General features: G+C 67.8%; 17 protein-coding genes. All 17 read right to left on the reverse strand.

The window, feature by feature from the left end; translation table 11 throughout:
- Nucleotide 1: 1 nt before the first annotated feature.
- The 17 genes from QP609_RS10115 to QP609_RS10195 all read right to left on the reverse strand — a co-directional run bounded on the left by QP609_RS10115 (nt 2) and on the right by QP609_RS10195 (nt 17,442).
- Nucleotides 2-1,387, reverse strand: a complete 1,386-nt coding sequence (locus QP609_RS10115) for a FliI/YscN family ATPase (RefSeq protein WP_014647044.1) — start codon at nt 1,385-1,387, stop codon at nt 2-4.
- Nucleotides 1,384-2,025 (reverse strand): FliH/SctL family protein, encoded by a 642-nt coding sequence (locus tag QP609_RS10120; RefSeq protein ID WP_014647045.1) that lies wholly within the window; start codon nt 2,023-2,025, stop codon nt 1,384-1,386. Before QP609_RS10120 ends, QP609_RS10115 begins: the two co-directional genes overlap by 4 nt.
- On the reverse strand, nt 2,022-3,008 hold the full coding sequence (gene fliG, locus QP609_RS10125; protein ID WP_024958226.1) for a flagellar motor switch protein FliG: 987 nt from the start codon (nt 3,006-3,008) through the stop codon (nt 2,022-2,024). The genes QP609_RS10120 and fliG overlap by 4 nt, the downstream gene beginning before the upstream one ends.
- Nucleotides 3,009-3,015: 7 nt before the next feature.
- Nucleotides 3,016-4,662, reverse strand: a complete 1,647-nt coding sequence (fliF, locus tag QP609_RS10130; RefSeq protein WP_014647047.1) for a flagellar basal-body MS-ring/collar protein FliF — start codon at nt 4,660-4,662, stop codon at nt 3,016-3,018.
- A gap of 13 nt (nt 4,663-4,675) precedes the next feature.
- Nucleotides 4,676-5,041 (reverse strand): flagellar hook-basal body complex protein FliE, encoded by a 366-nt coding sequence (fliE, locus tag QP609_RS10135; protein ID WP_014037113.1) that lies wholly within the window; start codon nt 5,039-5,041, stop codon nt 4,676-4,678.
- A gap of 442 nt (nt 5,042-5,483) precedes the next feature.
- Nucleotides 5,484-5,900, reverse strand: a complete 417-nt coding sequence (locus tag QP609_RS10140) for a hypothetical protein (protein ID WP_014647048.1) — start codon at nt 5,898-5,900, stop codon at nt 5,484-5,486.
- 185 nt (nt 5,901-6,085) lie between these two features.
- Nucleotides 6,086-7,591 (reverse strand): sigma-54 dependent transcriptional regulator, encoded by a 1,506-nt coding sequence (locus tag QP609_RS10145; protein ID WP_014647049.1) that lies wholly within the window; start codon nt 7,589-7,591, stop codon nt 6,086-6,088.
- Nucleotides 7,588-7,965 (reverse strand): response regulator transcription factor, encoded by a 378-nt coding sequence (locus tag QP609_RS10150; protein WP_010485922.1) that lies wholly within the window; start codon nt 7,963-7,965, stop codon nt 7,588-7,590. The genes QP609_RS10145 and QP609_RS10150 overlap by 4 nt, the downstream gene beginning before the upstream one ends.
- 14 nt (nt 7,966-7,979) lie before the next feature.
- Nucleotides 7,980-9,389 (reverse strand): RNA polymerase factor sigma-54, encoded by a 1,410-nt coding sequence (rpoN, locus tag QP609_RS10155; RefSeq protein ID WP_197621668.1) that lies wholly within the window; start codon nt 9,387-9,389, stop codon nt 7,980-7,982.
- A 321-nt stretch (nt 9,390-9,710) separates the two neighbouring features.
- Nucleotides 9,711-10,343: a response regulator transcription factor gene (locus QP609_RS10160; protein ID WP_032959406.1), complete on the reverse strand. Its 633-nt coding sequence runs from the start codon at nt 10,341-10,343 to the stop codon at nt 9,711-9,713.
- Nucleotides 10,344-10,435: 92 nt separating this feature from the next.
- Nucleotides 10,436-11,014 carry a PilZ domain-containing protein gene (locus tag QP609_RS10165; RefSeq protein ID WP_014647052.1) on the reverse strand — a complete coding sequence of 193 codons (579 nt, stop codon included), beginning with the start codon at nt 11,012-11,014 and terminating at the stop codon, nt 10,436-10,438.
- Nucleotides 11,011-11,304 (reverse strand): hypothetical protein, encoded by a 294-nt coding sequence (locus tag QP609_RS10170; RefSeq protein ID WP_032959403.1) that lies wholly within the window; start codon nt 11,302-11,304, stop codon nt 11,011-11,013. The genes QP609_RS10165 and QP609_RS10170 overlap by 4 nt, the downstream gene beginning before the upstream one ends.
- Nucleotides 11,301-11,717 (reverse strand): flagellar export chaperone FliS, encoded by a 417-nt coding sequence (gene fliS / locus QP609_RS10175; RefSeq protein WP_005416447.1) that lies wholly within the window; start codon nt 11,715-11,717, stop codon nt 11,301-11,303. The genes QP609_RS10170 and fliS overlap by 4 nt, the downstream gene beginning before the upstream one ends.
- Before the next feature lie 128 nt (nt 11,718-11,845).
- Entirely contained in the window at nt 11,846-13,261 is a 1,416-nt protein-coding gene (gene fliD, locus QP609_RS10180) for a flagellar filament capping protein FliD (protein WP_014647054.1), read from the reverse strand.
- Between the two features lie 441 nt (nt 13,262-13,702).
- Complete coding sequence (locus tag QP609_RS10185; protein ID WP_014647055.1) at nt 13,703-14,881, reverse strand: flagellin; 1,179 nt, start codon at nt 14,879-14,881, stop codon at nt 13,703-13,705.
- Between the two features lie 86 nt (nt 14,882-14,967).
- Nucleotides 14,968-16,152 (reverse strand): flagellin, encoded by a 1,185-nt coding sequence (locus QP609_RS10190; RefSeq protein ID WP_005413266.1) that lies wholly within the window; start codon nt 16,150-16,152, stop codon nt 14,968-14,970.
- A gap of 72 nt (nt 16,153-16,224) precedes the next feature.
- Entirely contained in the window at nt 16,225-17,442 is a 1,218-nt protein-coding gene (locus QP609_RS10195) for a flagellin (protein WP_032961916.1), read from the reverse strand.
- Between the last annotated feature and the right edge of the window lie 94 nt (nt 17,443-17,536).

Below are 17,536 nucleotides of genomic sequence, written 5' to 3' on the forward strand. Positions count from 1 at the left end.
CTTAACTCTCTTGTTCCACCAGGCGCTGCAGCGCCGCCTGGCTGTGCGGGAGATCTGCGGCCTTGGCAACGTCCTGGCCGAGGAACTCCATGATTTCCGGCCAGCGTTCCAGGGCTTCGTCGGTGGCCGCGTCGTTACCACGCTGGTAGGCACCGATCGCGATCAGGTCACGGTTGGCCGAGTAGGCCGAGACCAGTCGCTTCAACTTGCGGATGCGCAGGCGCCACGGCTCGTCGGCGATTTCCGTGACCACGCGGCTGACCGACGATTCGACGTCGATGGCCGGGTACAGGCCGCTGTCGGCCACCCGGCGCGAGAGCAGGATGTGGCCGTCGAGGATCGCGCGTGCGGCGTCGGCGATCGGATCCTGCGGATCATCGCCTTCGGTCAGTACGGTGTAGAACGCGGTGATCGAGCCGCGGCCCTTTGCGCCGTTGCCAGCGCGTTCGACCAGCGCCGGCAGCTTGGCGAACACCGAGGGCGGGTAACCGCGGGTGGTCGGTGGTTCACCGACCGACAAGCCGATCTCGCGCTGCGCCTGGGCGAAGCGGGTCAGCGAGTCCATCAGCAGCAGCACGTTCAGGCCCTGGTCGCGGAACCACTCGGCGATGGCGGTGGCACGGTAGGCACCGTGCAGGCGCGCCAAGGGTGGCCGGTCGGCGGGGCTGGCCACCACCACGGCGCGGCGCAGGCCTTCCTCGCCCAGCGTGGTCTCGACGAAATCGCGTACTTCGCGGCCTCGTTCACCAATCAGGCCGACCACGATCACGTCGGCAGCGGTGTAGCGGGTCATCATGCCCAGCAGCGTCGACTTGCCGACGCCGGAACCGGCGAACAGGCCGACACGCTGCCCGCGGCCGATCGGCAACAGCGCGTTGATCGCGCGCACGCCCACGTCCAGCGGCTGGGTGATCGGTTCACGCGCCAACGGATTGATCGACACGCCGGCCATGCCGACATGCCCTTCTGCGCGGATCGGGCCCTTGCCATCCAGCGGCACGCCGTCGCTGTCGATGACGCGGCCGAGCAGGCCTTCACCCACTTCCACGCCGCCACGCCGCGCCGACGGTACCACGCGGGCGTTGGGCAGCAGGCCGTGCAGTTCGGCGCTGGGCATCAGGTAGGTGCGCTCACCGGCAAAGCCGACCACTTCGGCATCGACCCAGCCACCATCGACCACTTCCACCTTGCAGCTGGCGCCCAGCGGCGCCTCGCAGCCGACCGCTTCCAGGGTGAGCCCGACCGCGCGGCGCAGCACGCCCTCGCGGATCAGCCCACGGCCATGCGCGGTATCCACGCGCAGGCCGTCCAGGCGGCGGGCCAGGCGCAGGTTGCGGGCCACGGCCCAGTCGGCCGGCGGCGGCGTCGTTTGCGGTGCGGCGCTCATGCCGTCGCCCCGGTCTGGCGGATCACCGCATCCAGCGCACCGCGCAGGCGGGCCTCCAGGGTGCCGTCGATGCGTACGGCTTCGGCGTGCACGCGCAGGTCGCCACGGCTGAGGCTGGTATCCGGTACCAGGCGCTGCGCCGGCGACAGGTTCAGCAGCGGGGCAAGCGCGGCGATGTCATCCGGGTGCAGCCGCACTTCCACCTCGCGGGTGCTGCCGCCCACGGCGTCAATCGCTTCGCCGACCAGCTGCGCCAGCAGTGCCGGCTCGGCCTCGTAGGCGCGGCCGACCAGCGCGCCGGCGATGCGCACCGCCAGTTCACCAAGGGCGCCGACCACTTCGTTCTCCAGCCGCACCAGCGGCCGGCTGAAGTTGTCGAGGATGCCTTCGATCTGCGCGGCGAGGCGACGCACCTCCGCCTGGCCCTGGCCGTACCCTTCGGCATGGCCCTGATCGAATCCTTCCTTCTCCGCGCTGTCCTGGATCGCCTGGATTTCCTCCAGGGTCGGCAGCTGCAGCGGCGGCTCCGGTTCGTGTTCCGGGTCCGGCTCGGTGAGTTCGAACGCGTCCTCCTGCTCCAGCGCCGGTTCGGGCTGGGCCAGCAGGTCCGGGGCAAGCCAGCGCACGACGTTGCTCACAGCATGGCCTCCGCGCTGCCGCCGATGGTGACGGTGCCTTCATCGGCCATGCGCTTGACGATGGCCAGGATCTCGCGCTGCGCGCCTTCCACGTCGGACAGGCGCACCGGCCCGCGGGCTTCCATGTCTTCCAGCAGGATCTCGGCCGCGCGCTGCGACATGTTGCGGGTGATCTTGTCGCGCACCTTGATGTCGGCGCCGCGCAGGGCCAGGCCCAGGCGCTCGCCGCTCACCTCGCGCAGCACCAGCTGCATCTCGCGGTCGTCCAGGTCGACCAGATCGTCGAACACGAACATCAGGTCCTGGATGCGGTTGCTCAACGGCGCATCGATGCGGGCGATTTCGCCCAGGATCGCCTGGTCCTGGCCGCTGTCCATGAAGTTCAGGATGTTGGCCGCGCACTGCACGCCACCGATGTTCGACGACTTCAGGTTCTGGTTGCCGGCGAACTGGCGCTCCATGATCTCGTTGAGTTCATTGAGCGCGTTCGGCGGAATGCCGTCGAGGGTAGCGATGCGCAGCAGCACGTCCACGCGGGTACGGTCCGGCAGCAGCTTCAGCGCGTCGGCGGCCTGGTCGGTTTCCAGGTGCGCCATCACGATGGCGATGATCTGCGGGTGCTCGTTGCGCACCAGGTCGGCCACCGCACGCGGGTCCATCCACTTCAGCGCGTCCAGGCCGGTGGTGTTGCGGCCGAGCAGGATGCGGTCGATCAGGTTGCCGGCCTTCTCGCTGCCCAGCGCCTGCACCAGCATGTTGCGGATGTAGTCGTCCGAGCCAACGCCGAGTGAGGTCTTCGAGCCCAGCTCCTGGCCGAACTGGTCCATCACCCGCTCCACCTGCTCGCGGGTGATGTCGGTCATGGTGGCCATGGCGATGCCGATTTTCTGCACCTCCTTGGGTTCCATGTGGCGCAGCACTTCGGCCGCGTCCAGCTCACCCAGCGAAAGCAGCAGTACGGCGGCGCGCTGCACGCCAGTCAGTGCGGCCTCAGTCATTTGCTACCCAACCCTTGACCACCTGGGCCACGCGCTTGGAGTCGGTCTTCACGGCTTCACGCGCCATCCGCAATCGTTCCTCATATGAATCCACCGGCAGGGCCAGTGCTTCCGGCCCGCCCAGGCTGGCCCGGTCAGCGCCCAGCGCCGGCAGCGGCATGCCATCGTCATCGACCAGCTGCACGTCCGCGGTATGCGGCTCGAGTGCCTGTTCGTCGTTCTTCCTGCTCTGGCCGGTGATCGCGCGCAGCGCCGGACGCAGCACGCCGAACAGCAGCGCCAGCACCACCACCGCGCCAAGCAGCATGCGGCCGGCATCGTGCACCCACGGCAGCTCCCACCACGACGGGCCTTCGACCGGCGTGGTGTCACGCACGAACGGGGCATTCATCACCGACACGGTGTCGCCACGCTCGGCGTTGAAGCCGACGGCCTGCTTGACCAGCGCTTCGACGCGGGTCAGTTCGGCAGCCGACAGCGGCTGCGGGCTCATCTTGCCGTTGGCGCCGGCGCGCGGCACGTTGTCCACCAGCACCGCCACCGAGACGCGCTTGATGCGGCCGGCCGGCTGGCGGGTGTGCTGCAGGGTGCGGTCCAGCTCGTAGTTGCGGGTCGCGTTCTTGCTGCTTTCGGTCGGGGCCTGCGCGGTGGCCGGTGCGGCCTGCTGGCCCGGCGGGCTGTTGCTGGTCGCACCCGGCACGCCCTGCGGGCCCGGCGTGCTGGTGGTGTTCTCGCTCATCTGCTCGCTGCGCAGCTTCTGCGGCTCGCCGTTGTAGAGCTCGCGGGCTTCCTCGGTCACCGAGAAATCCATGTCCACGCTCACTTCCGGGTTGACGCGGCCGGGGCCGGTCATCGGTTCCAGCAGTTCGCGGATGCGCTGGTTGAACGAAGTTTCCTGGCGGCGCACCTGCTCGAACTGGGCCGCGTTGACCGCCGCCTCGCTGTTCGGGTCGGTGATGCTGAGCATGCGCCCGCTCTGGTCGACCACGGTCACCCGTTCCGGCGCGAGGTCCGGAATGCTGGCGGCGACCATGTGCACGATGGCATCGACCTGGCTGCGCTCCAGCTGCTGGCCGCCACGCAGTTCCAGGGTGACCGAGGCGCTGGCCACGTCACGCTGGCGGGTGAACGCGCTGGGCTTGGGAATGGCCAGGTGCACGCGCGAATCGCGCACCGGGCGCAGCGTGTTGATGGTGCGCGACAGCTCGGTTTCCAGCGCGTGCTGGTAGCGCGCGCTTTCCACGAACTGGCTGACACCAAAGCCCGGGTCGCGTTCCATCAGCTCGAAGCCCAGCTTGCCGCTGTCGGTCAGGCCGGAGCCGGCGAGCTTCAGGCGGGCATCATGCAGGTTCTTTTCCGGCACGGTGATGCCACCGGTGGCCGGGTCGAGCGCGAACGGAATCTGCGCGGCGCGCAGCAGGTCGGTCGCTTCAGCGGTCGCCTTCTGGTCCAGGCCGGTGTACAGCGGGACCATGCCCGGCTTCTGTGACCAGAAGAACACGGACAGGCCTGCCGCCACCGCCACCGCGATCATCGCCATCAGGCCCAGCCGACGGGTGATCTGCAGACTCTGCAGGCGGTCGAACCATTGCCCGGCCTTCTCGGCGTTCAGGCTGTCCTTGGAGAGCGTCAGTGCCATGCGTCAACGTTCCTTACAGCGGCATGTTCATCACGTCCTGGTAGGCCTGGACGAGACGGTTGCGGACTTCCACGGTGGCGCGGAAGGCGATCTGGGACTGCTGCGAGGCGACCATCACCTTGGCCAGGTCGGCGCTGGGGTCGCCCATTTCGAAGGCCTTGGCGAGGGCGCCGGATTTCTGCTGCGCGTCGTTGACGCCGGCAATCGCACCACGCAGGGTTTCGGTGAAGCTGGCCGGCTGCACCTGCGGCGCATCCAGCACCGTGCCCGGCAGGGCATTGCTGCGCGGCGTTTCGCCCAGCGGGTTGAGCGCCGGCTGTCCCATCTGGGTCTGATAGGAGCGGATCTGCGAAAGGATCGAAGTGACGGAGTGGGACATCTGCAACGGTTCCAGAAACAGGGATGGGGTTGTCTGCTGGAGCCAGTGCAAGTGCCGTGCCGAAACCGGTTTTCGATTCAGTGAAGTGAGGAGGTTGGGTGTGCGTGCGGGGTTGCACCCCGCGCCCCGCGGTAGTGCCGGCCGCTGGCCGGCAACCTCAACGGCAACGGCCGAAGCCGGAGCCGGAGCCGGAGCAACAGCAGAAGCGGGTCTACTGAGGGATGGCGGGGTGGGTCCGGTTACGGGGGACGCCGTAAATCCGTCCATGGAGGCTCGGTCGCGCCATCCATGGCGCTCACGCCCCCGCAACCGGACCCCCCCCCGCCTTCGACAGGTGGCCGCGATCTGTTGGAACCTGCTGCTGATGGTGGGTGCCGACCGTTGGTCGGCACGGGCTCTGACCCCATTGGCGGCGCCATTTAACCGGCGTCGGTTTTCTGGCCTATGGCTGCAGGGTCCATCGGCCGGAATTCTGGCGCTGGCGCGGTGCGATGGGGCCGTCATGCTGGGTGTAGATGAAACGGCCTTGGCGGTCGCTCTGGCACGTCAGCAGCAGGGTGTAGTGGGCGGGGCCGGCCGGGTGGGCCTCGGTCATCTGGATTTCCGCGATATGCGGGGCCAGGCGCTGGTAGCGGTAGCTGCCGCCGATGCGGCGGTCGGTGCCGAGGATGTCCAGCACGTACTGGCTGCCAGCAAAGCTGAGCTGCACCATGCGTCCGGCGTTGGGGTTGTCCGGGGCGTACAACGGGTCGCTGAGGTTGGTGAACTGGCGTTGGTCGAGCGTGGCGGGCAGGGTGCAGTTGGCCGCGGTGGCCAGGGCCGGGCAGAGCAGGACGGCGAGCAGGATCAGGTGATGCATGGTGGGACCTCCTTGGGATGTCCCTGCCATGCTCCGCAGTGCGATTCCGTTGTCTCTAGGAAAACGTGCAAATGCAATGGGGTCAGATCCCTTTCCGCAGGAAAGGGATCTGACCCCGGGCACCACAAACACCAACGCCCGGGTAAGCCCAGGCGTTCGTGCCCCCTTCATGCGGGTCGCGCGCTTCAGCCGGCCAGTTCGGCCTGCTCGCGCTCGATGCCGTACTTGCGCAGCTTTTCCACCAGGGTGGTGCGGCGCAGGCCAAGCAGCTGGGCGGCGTGGGCGACCACGCCCTGGGTGCGTTCCAGTGCTTCGTTGATCAGCCCCAGTTCGATGTTGGCCATGTGGTTGCGCAGGTCCAGGCCGTCGTCGGGCAGTGCCGCCGGTGCCGCCGGGCGATTGACGGCGATGCCGTGCTCCAGCGCCGGCTGGTTGCCGCTGCCGGGCGTGTGGAACGAGAAGCTGCGCAGGTCCAGGCGTTCTTCGCTGGCAACCGGCGCTGCAGGTACCGCTGCGGCCACCGCTGCCAGCGCGGCATCGCCACGATAGCGGGCCGGCAGGTCCTGCACGCGCACCGAGCCGCCCGGATGCAGCACCGCCAGGCGCTCGACCAGGTTGGTCAGCTCGCGCACGTTGCCCGGCCACTCGTAGCCGGCCAGGGCCTGCAGGGCTTCCGGGGTGAAGCGCACTTCGCCACGGCCGGTGCGGGCCAGCTGCGCGGCGATGGTTTCCACCAGCGCCGGCAGGTCTTCGCGCCGTTCGCGCAGCGCGGGCACGTCGATCGGGAACACGTTGAGGCGGTAGAACAGGTCCTCGCGGAACTTGCCCTCGGCGATGCGGGTCTCCAGGTCGCGGTGGGTCGCGGCCACCACGCGCACGTTGCAGCGGATGGTCTGGTTGCCGCCAACGCGCTCGAAACTGCGTTCCTGCAGCACGCGCAGCAGCTTCACCTGCATCGGCAGGCTCATGTCGCCGATTTCGTCGAGCAGCAGGGTGCCGCCCTCGGCCATTTCAAACCGGCCCTTGCGCGCGGTCAGTGCGCCGGTGAAGGCGCCCTTCTCGTGGCCGAACAGTTCGCTTTCCAGCAGGTCGGCCGGAATGGCGCCACAGTTGATTGCCACGAACGGGCCATCACGGCGCGGCGAGCGCTGGTGGATGGCGCGCGATACCACTTCCTTGCCGGTGCCGGATTCGCCCAGCACCAGCACGGTGGTGTCGAACGCGGCCACCTGCTCGATCATGGTGCGCAGCGCGGTGACCGCCGGGCCGTTGCCGGTCGGGCCTTGATCCTGCGCGGCGCCGGCCTGGTGCTCGGCATCCAGGCGCTTGAGGCTGGCGCGGCGCAGCAGGGCTTCCATCTGCGCGTGGCGCAGCGGCGTTTCCAGCGGCCAGATGTTGGCCTCGTGCAGACCGTGCTGCTGGGCAAACGCTGCAGCATCACCATCGGCCAGCAGCACCGGCGGCGGCAGGCTGCTGCCGCCCAGCCAGTGGTACAGCGCGGTACTGGCGGCGCTGTCATCCAGGCTGCCGACGATCACTGCCATCCAGTCGTTCTGGCGCTGGCGGCCCAGGTCGAAGTCGGCCGCGTCGGACACCCAGCGCGGGTTGAAGTCCATGAATTCCAGCAGGGCAACGGTGCGCTCTGCGCGCACGGCGTCGTTGTCCAGCACCAGGATGCGCGATTCGCTCACGATCGATCCTCCCTGAGGCCTTCCAGGATCGGCATGACTTCCTGGATGTAGGACAGCTTGCTGACAAAGTTGTCGGCGCCGGCGCGCAGCGCGTGTTCGCGGTGCTCGGCGTCGTCGAAGTGGCTGGCGATCACGATGTACGGTGCATCGTCCTGCGACTTGATCAGGCGGGTGGCCTGCAGGCCGCCCATTTCCGGCATCGCCAGGTCCATCAGCACCACCTGCGGGCGCAGCGTTTCCGAGCGCTCGATCGCTTCCAGGCCGTTGCCGGCACTGCCGACGATCTGCAGCCAGTCGATCTTGCGGAAATGGCGCATCGCCGCGTTGATGAAGCCCTCGTGGTCATCGACCAGCAGGACCGTGAGCTTGTTCATGTCCAACATCCTTTTCAGCCCACCCGGGCCAGCTGGGGTTGCCTGGCGCTGAGCCGGCGCCGTTCGCGGGCCGGGGCGATATCCAGTTGTTCTCGGTATTTTGCGACGGTTCGGCGGGCAATGTTCACCCCCTGGCGTGACAGCAGGCCGGCAATGGCCTCATCGGCCAGCGGCCGGCCGGCCGGTTCGGCGTCGATCAGGCGGCGGACCATGGCCTTCACCGCCTGGCCGGAGACGCTGGCGCCTTCCAGGCGCACGGCGAAGAAGTGCTTCAGTTCGAAGGTGCCGCGCGGGGTCTGCAGGAACTTGCCGGTGGTGATGCGCGAGACGGTGGACTCGTGCATGCCGATCTCCTCGGCCACTTCCTTCAGGGTCAACGGCGCCATGGCCTCTTCGCCACGGACCAGGAAGGCGGCCTGGCGCTCGACGATCACCCGCGCGGTGCGCAGCAGGGTGTCGTAGCGCATCGACAGGCCGCGGCTGAACCAGCGCGCCTCCTGCAGCATTTCGCGCAGTGCCGGGGCGGCGTCGCTGGTCTCGGCCAGGGCCTGTTCGTACTGGCTGTTGATCGACACGCGGCGGCTGGTGGCCGGGTTCAGTGCGACCTTCCACTGCCCATCAGCGTGCCAGGCGACCACGTCCGGCACCACCACGGCGTTGCGTTCGGGCAGCAGGCTGTCGCCGGGGCGCGGCTGCAGCGATAGGATCAGGCGCACCGCCTCGCGCACGTCGTCGATCTCGGCGTCGTGCTGGCGGGCGAGGGCGGGGTAGTCGTGGGCCGCGAGCGCGTCGAGCGCGCCATCGAGAATGCGTGCGGCCAGGTGGCGGGCCGGCACCACGCCATGCAGGCTGCGCAGCTGCGCCTGCAGGCCTTCGCGCAGGTCCTGCGCGGCCATGCCGGCGGGCTCGCCATGCAGCAGCTGCTGGCGGATGGCTTCCACGCCGTCGGCAGCGATGTCGAACTGGGCGCTGGCCAGCAGCTGCAGCTGGGCCAGCGGCGCCTGCAGGTAGCCGGCCTCATCGCAGTGGTCCAGCCAGAACGCGGCCACCGCCAGCTGGCGGTCGTCCATGTCCAGCGCCAGGCGCTGCAGCACGCGCAGCTGCGGGTCGGTCGACTCGCCGGCGGCGATGCGCGCCATGCGATCGTCGTCGCCGTCCTGCCAACTGGCGCCGGCCACGTCCCACATCGACGGCTCGGGCAGTTCGTCAAAGGCGGCGGTGTCGAGGGTGGTGGCACTCGCTTCGGTGGCGTCAGCAGCGGGCGCTTCGGCCTCCTCGATCTCCAGCAGCGGGTTGGAGTCCAGCAGGCGCTGGATTTCCTGCTCCAGGTGCAGGCCATCGAGCTGCAGCAGCCGGATCGACTGCAGCAGTTGCGGGGTGAGGTGGAGTTGCTGGCCCAGCTGGGTCGAGAGTGCAGCCTTCATCGTGGTTCCCCGGCACCGCTCCCCGGCGCCTTGTGGAACGCATCTTGCTTTTGATCCGGCGGGGGCGGAATCGGGGGGTTCCTGATGCATTTCGTGGAACTCCCGACAGGGTGTAGGGGAATTCCCTACACCGACGCGGGAAATTGACGAAATGCGTCGCCAAGTCATTGATTTGTGGTGGCGAAGCCGCTTGGCGCGCGCCGGTCGGGGTACGGATTCCTGTCAGGGAATGTCGGGGTGACGGGATGTCGTCGCCGCTGCAGGGTGTCGCGGGGTCAGATCCTTTTCCGCGGGAAAGGGATCTGACCCCGATACCGGCGCCTACTCGAGCTCGTGCTGATGGCGTGCGGCCAGCAGAAGCAGGTCATTGGCGCGGCGGCAGCCCAGCGATTCCATCATCCGCGCGCGGTGGGTCTCCACCGTCTTGACGCTGATGCCGAGATCGGCGGCGATTTCCTTGTTGCTCTCGCCCTTGCCGATGCGGCGCAGGATCTCGCGCTGCCGTGGTGAGAGTGCGGCGATGCCGGTGGGTTTCTCGCGGCCCAGCATCGGCGCCAGCATCTTGGCCGAGATCTGCGGGCTCAGGAACACCTGGCCGGCGTGCGCGGCCCGCAGTGCCAGTTCCAGTTCCTGCGGTGCGGCGTCCTTCACCACGAACCCGACCGCGCCACGATCCAGTGCATCGCGCACGTGGGCGGCATCGTCGTGCATGGTCATCATCACCACCCGGGTACCGGGGGCACGCAGGCGGATGTCGCTGAGCGCTTCCAGGCCGGTGCGGCCCGGCAGCGAGAGGTCCATCAGCACCACATCCGGTGCGTGCTGCAGGGACAGCTGCAGTGCCTGTTCGGCGTTGCTGGCCTCGGCCACGAGCTGCACGTCGGCAAACCCCTGCAGCAGCCGCGCCAGGCCGGCGCGGACAAGGGTGTGATCGTCGACGATGAGAACTCGCACAGGCACGCAGCAGATCCGTGTAGGGGCATCCACCTTAACTTAGCTGAACGGGCGCGCCAAGGGTCGGCCGTACAGCGCCAAGGGGGCGGGTTTCAGCGTGCGCGGCGTGCCTCGGCCACCTGGCGGCGGTGCAGGCGGAACAGGTGCCGCTCCATCGCCATCTCCAGGCCATCGCCCAAACGCTGGAAGCGCAGCCACAGGAAGTGCCCGCCGCTACCGTCGGCGGCTTCTGCGACGACCTCCACCGGCAGGTCGATGTGGTCGGGCAGCCAGTCGCTGGGCTGCAGGCGCACCACGCCGGCCTGGCCGGGGCTTGCGCCACTGCGCGGGCCCAGCTGAAGGCGGATGCCACGGCGCGACCAGCGCACCGGGCGCAGGGTCAGCTCCTGGCCCTGCTGGCGCACCAGCCGGCCGAGCAGCACCATCGCCAGGTCCAGCTTGGCTTCCAGGCGCTGCAGCTGCAGGCTGGCTTCGTTGCGTTCGTCGTGCTCGTCGCCGCGGCTGTCCTCGACCAGTGCCAGGCTGCGCAGCAGGCCTTCGGCGCTGCTGGTGCGGCCGGCCGCGCTGCCCGCCTGGAACTCGGCCGGCAGGGCCAGTTCGCAGCTGAGCGTCTCGTCGAACAGCTCGCTTTCGGCCGGGTGATGCAGCGAGGTGGTCGGCAGCGAGGTCATGCCAGCGATTCTGCCTGCAGATAGGCATGCGCCGCGCGAAGGGAGCGCTGGCCGTCGTTCATCAGTGCGGCCACGGCATCACGGCGCTGGCGCAGCAGGCCGAGCAGACTCTGCTGGCGCTCGAACAGGGCGCTCAGCGGCGCGTGGTCCGCAGCGGTCAGCGGCTGGCTGAGCAGGGCGTGCAGAGTGCTGTCGTGGCCGTCGAGCAGGCTGTCTGCCTGGTCGAGGGATTCTTCGCCCAAGGCTCTCTCGAAGGCATCCAGCTGCGCATGCAGTTCCTGCAGGCTCATGGCGCCACCGCGGCCGGGCGGCGCTGTTCGTGCGGGATCGCGTTCCAGGCGCTGTCGATCTCGCCCAGCAGCTGCAGCGATTCATCCAGCGCGGCACGGTCGTTGTGCAGGTTGGCCTCGGTCAGGCGCTGCAGCACGTAGTCGTACAGCGCCGACAGATTTCCGGCGATCTCGCCACCGGCCTCATGGTCCAGCGAGCCGTTGAGGTGGCCGACGATCGCGCAGACTTCGCCGATCGCCTTGCCCTTGCCGGCCTGGTCACCGCGTTCAAGGCTGGCCAGGGCGCGGCGCACGCGCTCCAGCGCGCCGGCCAGCAGCATCGCCACCAGCTTGTGTGGATCGGCATCGGCGACCGCACTGGTCACCCCCACCTGGCGGTACTGCTCGGCATATTGACGGCTGGAACCGTACATTCGTGATTCTCCTTGCGCGGGGTGCCGTCGGGTGATCGCGGGGACCGGTGCCGACGGCGCGGCGATGATTGCTGTTGCGTCCGTTATCGGTGCATTGCGCGGCAAACTTGAGTGCCGTGCATGTTCCGTCAGCGGTTCAACTGGGCCAGCTGCTGCTGCAGCGCGGTGTTGCTCTGCTGCAGCTTGCCCATCAGGCTGTCCAGCGCCAGGAACTGCTTCTTGTAGCGCTCTTCCACGCTCTTCATGCGCGTGTCGAGGTCCTTGCGGCGCTTGTCGATGTTGTCCAGCGTGGTGTTCAGGCCCTTGGTGCGGGCAACGAAGGCGCCTTCCTTGCCGACCGTGGTGCTGACATAGCCGTCGACCAGCGTGTACAGCTTGCCGGCACCGCCGGTATCACCGGTGATCGCCTGGCGCATCTTCTCCGGCTGGCTGGCCAGTGCGGCGGCAAACTTGGTGGTGTCCAGGATCAGCGTGCCGTCGGCATTGGGATAGCCACGGGTATCCAGGCCGATCGCCTTGGCATCGAGCTTGTCACCGGCCAGGTCCTTGAGCACGCTCGACATCACCGAGCGCAGCTGGCTGGTGGCGCCGCGCATCTGCGCATCGCCGGTCAGCGTGGAGGCTTCCTTGGTCTTGGCGTCGTACTTGGTTTCGGTGTTGATCGCCGCCAGTGCAGCGTTGTAGGCGGTGACGAACTCCTGCATCACCTTGGTGGCTGCCGCAGTGTCCGTGCTGATGGTCACCGTGCTGGTGCCCGGCATCTTCAGGTTCAGGGTCAGGCCCGGAACCGCATCGGCCACGGTGTTGCTGGCGCTGACGACCTTCACACCATCGATGGTCAGCTCGGCGTCGGCGGCGGCGGTGTTCTGCTTGAGGCTGTTGACCAGGCCGCCCAGTTTGGCGTCGCTGCCGGCGTATTCGAGCTTGATCGCGTTGGCGGCACCGGTCTTCTCCTGGGCGATCGACAGGTACTGGTTGTCGCCGGAGCTGATCAGGGTGGCCTGCACGCCTTCCTTGCGGCCGGCCGCATCGATCTTGTTGCGGATGGTGGTCAGCGTGTCGCCGTCCTCCACCTCCACGTTCATGGTCTTGGCCTTGTCGCCCACGCCAACGGTCAGCGTCAAGGTTCCGGCAGCAAACGTGTCAGTCTTGGGTACCGAGGTATCGGCGATCAGTTTGTGCGCTGTCGCCAGCGAGGTGACATTGACCACGTGCGTGCCGTTGGAGGCCGCAGCCTTGGTGGTGCCAACGTCATACAGCGCGACCGACGCCGTCAGGATCTCGTCGGTGCCCTTGTCGCCGCCCTTGCTGGCGGTCACCGTGCGCGTGTCGAACGCCGTGGTGGCCTTCAGTGCGGTCAGCGCCGTCTTCAGCTTGTCGAAGGCAGAGGTGATGGTGCCGATCGACGACAACTGCATCTTGGCCTTGGACTGCTGCAGGTTCAGCGCATTGTCGGCGGGCTTGCGGTCAGCTGCGACCAGCTGGTTGACGATGCTGGAAATATCCAGTCCCGAGCCAATGCCACCGTATCCAAAGTCTGCCACGTCGTTTCTCCTGGTATCCGGGCCCGGCCGTCGTGCGGTGGCCCGTCGTCAACGAAAATAGCGGCCTGCGCCGCTGGGTCTTGAGGACTTCGTCGATGCACGTGCCGTGCCAATCGCCTGGCGCGGGTTCTGGCACGCGGGTTGCAGGAGGGCTGGGGCAGGGTGCGGGTAGGTTCACCGCGGGCTGCCGGGAGTCTGCAAAAAGCCCTCCCCCAATGCAGGGGAGGGATCAGGCTACTGACAATCGGGGGGAGACGAAGCCGCCCGGTACGTACAGTCAAAGGTACAGCGCTGAAAGAGAGGTCCGCAGGAGCGGGCGATGCCAAGCCGGTTCGGGAGTGATCCCGGGCCGGGCATGGCCCGCGCCTTCGTGCATCGTGGCTTCCCGGTTGCCGCTACCGTCGGTTCGATCCGACGGTAGCGGCGCCTTCTTGCCGTGGATCAGCGCAGCAGGCTGAGCACGCCCTGCGGCACCTGGTTGGCCTGGGCCAGCATGGCCGTACCGGCCTGCTGCAGGATCTGGGTGCGGGTCAGTTCGGCGGTTTCCTTGGCGAAGTCGGTGTCCTTGATGCGGCTGCGCGACGCCGACAGGTTTTCCGACGAGGTCTGCAGGTTGGCCACGACCGAGGTGAAGCGGTTCTGGATCGCACCGAGGTCGGCGCGGGTGCTGTTGATCGCACCCAGGGCCTTGTCGACCACTTCCAGCGCCTGCTGGGCGCCGAGCACGGTGCTCACGTCCAGCTTCTGCACGTTGGCCGAGGTATCGGTGCCGGCAGTGTAGGCGCCCGCAGCTGCCGCGGTGCCCCAGGTCTTGGCGGTCGCGTCGTAGTCGCTGCGCATCAGGGCGATATCGGCGGCGGCGACAGCCTTGCCTTCCTTCACCGAGCTCAGCTTCAGCGTGCCGTCGGCATTGGCTTCGGCGTAGATGCCGGCCTCGCCGATCTTGGCGTTGATGGCGGTGGCGACGGCCTTGGAGGCATCGGCCGTGGTGGCGCCGGCCTTCACTTCAACCGTGCCGATGTCCACGCCCATCACGGTGCCGGAGAAACGGGCGCCGTCGGTGCTGGCAGCCAGGGCAGCGGTCGCGCCGGTGGCGAAGGTCGAGGTGCCCAGCGAGCCGGCCTTGGCATCGATGGTCTTGTCGATGGCGATGGCCTGGCCGGCATTGGCGCCGACCTGGAACAGCTGGCTGGAGAAGGTGCCGTCCAGCAGCTTGGTGCCGTTGAAGTCCGACTGCTTGGCGACGCGGTCGATTTCCGAGACCAGCTGGGTCACTTCGGCCTGCAGCGCCTTGCGGTCGCTGGCCGAGTTGGTGGCGTTGGAGGCCTGCACCGACAGCTCGCGGACGCGCTGCAGGTTGTTGCCGATTTCGGTCAGCGAACCTTCGGCGACCTGGGCCAGCGAGATGCCGTCGTTGGCATTGCGGATGGCGACGTCGGTACCGCGGATCTGGGTGCCGAAGCGCTCGGAGATCGCCAGGCCGGCGGCGTCGTCCTTGGCGCTGTTGATCCGCGAACCGGAGGACAGGCGCTGGATGGTGGTAGCCAGCGAGCTGCCGCTGGTGCTCAGGTTGCGCTGAGCATTCAGGGACATCGTATTGGTGTTGATGACTTGTGCCATGGTGCTTTTCCTTTGGCGAAGGTGGAACGTGTTTCAGGATCCGGGCGCCGCGTCATGCGGCGCCCGGAGGTCGATCAGCGAGCGGATCAGCGCAGCAGGCTGAGCACGCCCTGCGGCACCTGGTTGGCCTGGGCCAGCATGGCCGTACCGGCCTGCTGCAGGATCTGGGTGCGGGTCAGTTCGGCGGTTTCCTTGGCGAAGTCGGTGTCCTTGATGCGGCTGCGGGACGCCGACAGGTTTTCCGACGAGGTCTGCAGGTTGGCCACGACCGAGGTGAAGCGGTTCTGGATCGCACCGAGGTCGGCGCGGGTGCTGTTGATCGCACCCAGGGCCTTGTCGACGATTTCCATCGCCTGCTGGGCACCCTTCACGGTGCTGACGTCCAGGTCGCTGGCGTACTTGGCGGCCGGCGCGGCCGTCGAGGCGGTGAAGGTCGGCGCGGTGGCGCCGGTCCAGGTGCCCGGGGTCGCGGTGATGGCCTTGAACGAGCCATCGGCGTTGACGCTGTCCTTGACCGAGGTCAGGGTCACGCCAGCGGTGCCGTTCACTTCCGCGAACACGCCGGTCTCGCCGATCTTGGCGTTGATCGCGGTCACCAGTGCTTCACGCGAGGCCTTGCCGGTGGCAGCGGCGTCGGCGCCCTGCTTGACCGAGACATCGGCAATGGCAACGCCATTGATCTGCAGGCCGCTGGTGCTGAAATCAGCGTTGGTGCCCGGGTCGGCCAGGGCCAGCGCGTTGGTGTCGAACTTGGCGCCGCCCAGGGCGTTGGCCTTGGCATCGATGGTCTTGTCGATGGCGATGGCCTGGCCGGCGTTGGCACCGACCTGGAACAGCTGGCTGGAGAACGAACCGTCCAGCAGCTTGGTGCCGTTGAAGTCCGACTGCTTGGCGACGCGGTCGATTTCCGAGACCAGCTGGGTCACTTCGGCCTGCAGCGCCTTGCGGTCGCTGGCCGAGTTGGTGGCGTTGGAGGCCTGCACCGACAGCTCGCGGACGCGCTGCAGGTTGTTGCCGATTTCGGTCAGCGAACCTTCGGCGACCTGGGCCAGCGAGATACCGTCGTTGGCATTGCGGATGGCGACGTCGGTACCGCGGATCTGGGTGCCGAAGCGCTCGGAGATCGCCAGGCCGGCGGCGTCGTCCTTGGCGCTGTTGATGCGCGAACCGGAGGACAGGCGCTGGATGGTGGTAGCCAGCGAGCTGCCGCTGGTGCTCAGGTTACGCTGAGCATTCAACGACATCGTATTGGTGTTGATGACTTGTGCCATGAGGAGAGGTCCTTGAGCGGTTGCACGTGAGTTGGGTTAGACGCCCCCGACGTGCCCCGGGGGCGGCTCATGTCAGCGCTGCAACAGGCTGAGCACGTTCTGCGGTACCTGGTTGGCTTGGGCCAGCATGGCCGTACCGGCCTGCTGCAGGATCTGGGTGCGGGTCAGTTCGGCGGTTTCCTTGGCGAAGTCGGTATCGCGGATGCGGCTGCGCGACGCGGACAGGTTCTCCGAGGAGGTCTGCAGGTTGGCCACCACCGAGGTGAAGCGGTTCTGGATCGCGCCGAGGTCGGCGCGGACGCTGTTGACCGATTCCAGGGCCTTGTCGACGATCGACATCGCCTTCTGTGCGCCTTCGGCGGTAGTGACGTTCAGGTCCTTGACGAAGCTGGCCGCTGCACCGGTCAGGGTGCCGCCGTTGGTGCTGGTCTCGGTCAGGCCCAGGCCGGCGAGGGTCGCGGCGGTGGCGCCGGCCGGCGGAGTCGCCGCGCTGACACCCAGCGCGAAGGTCTGGCCATCCTTGACCGAGGCCAGGCTGACGACGCCGGCATTGACCGAGGCAACCACGCCGGTTTCGCCCAGCTTGTTGTTGATCGCCGCGGCGGTGGCCGAGGTGATCGATTCGCCGGCCTTCACCGTGAAGTCGCTGATGGTGACCGTGGTGGCGGTGCCGCCCGGCGGGGTCACCGAGACCTGCAGGCCGGAGTAGGTGGTGTCGGCCGTCGCCTTGTCCACCGCCAGTGCGGTGCCGGTATAACCGTTGGCGAAGGTGGCCGCGCCCAGCGAATCGGCCTTGGCGTTGACCACGCTGTTGATGGCGATGGCCTGGCCGGCGTTGGCGCCCACCTGGAACAGCTGGCTGGTGAAGCTGCCGTCCAGCAGCTTGGTGCCGTTGAAGTCGGCCTGCTTGGCGACGCGGTCGATCTCGCTGACCAGCTGGGTCACTTCAGCCTGCAGGGCCTTGCGGTCGCTGGCCGAATTGGTGGCATTGGAAGCCTGCACACCCAGTTCGCGGATGCGCTGCAGGTTGTTGCCGACTTCGTTCAGCGAACCTTCGGCGACCTGGGCCAGCGAGATGCCGTCGTTGGCGTTGCGGATGGCCACGTCCAGACCGCGGATCTGGGTGGTGAAGCGCTCGCTGATGGCCAGGCCGGCCGCGTCGTCCTTCGCGCTGTTGATGCGCAGGCCGGACGAGAGGCGCTGGATGGTGGTGGCGAGCGAGCTGCCGCTGGTGCTCAGGTTGCGCTGAGCGTTGAGCGACATCGTATTGGTGTTGATTACCTGTGCCATGGGGTCGTCTCCTCTTATATGGAACCCGTTGGTGAATGAAACGAAGCGCCGCCTGTTTTTTTGTGTGGCTGTGTGCTTCGCCGTTGCCAAATGA

Source organism: Stenotrophomonas sp. 8(2023) (assembly GCF_030345295.1).
In the GTDB taxonomy this organism is placed as follows: Bacteria; Pseudomonadota; Gammaproteobacteria; order Xanthomonadales; family Xanthomonadaceae; genus Stenotrophomonas; species Stenotrophomonas muris.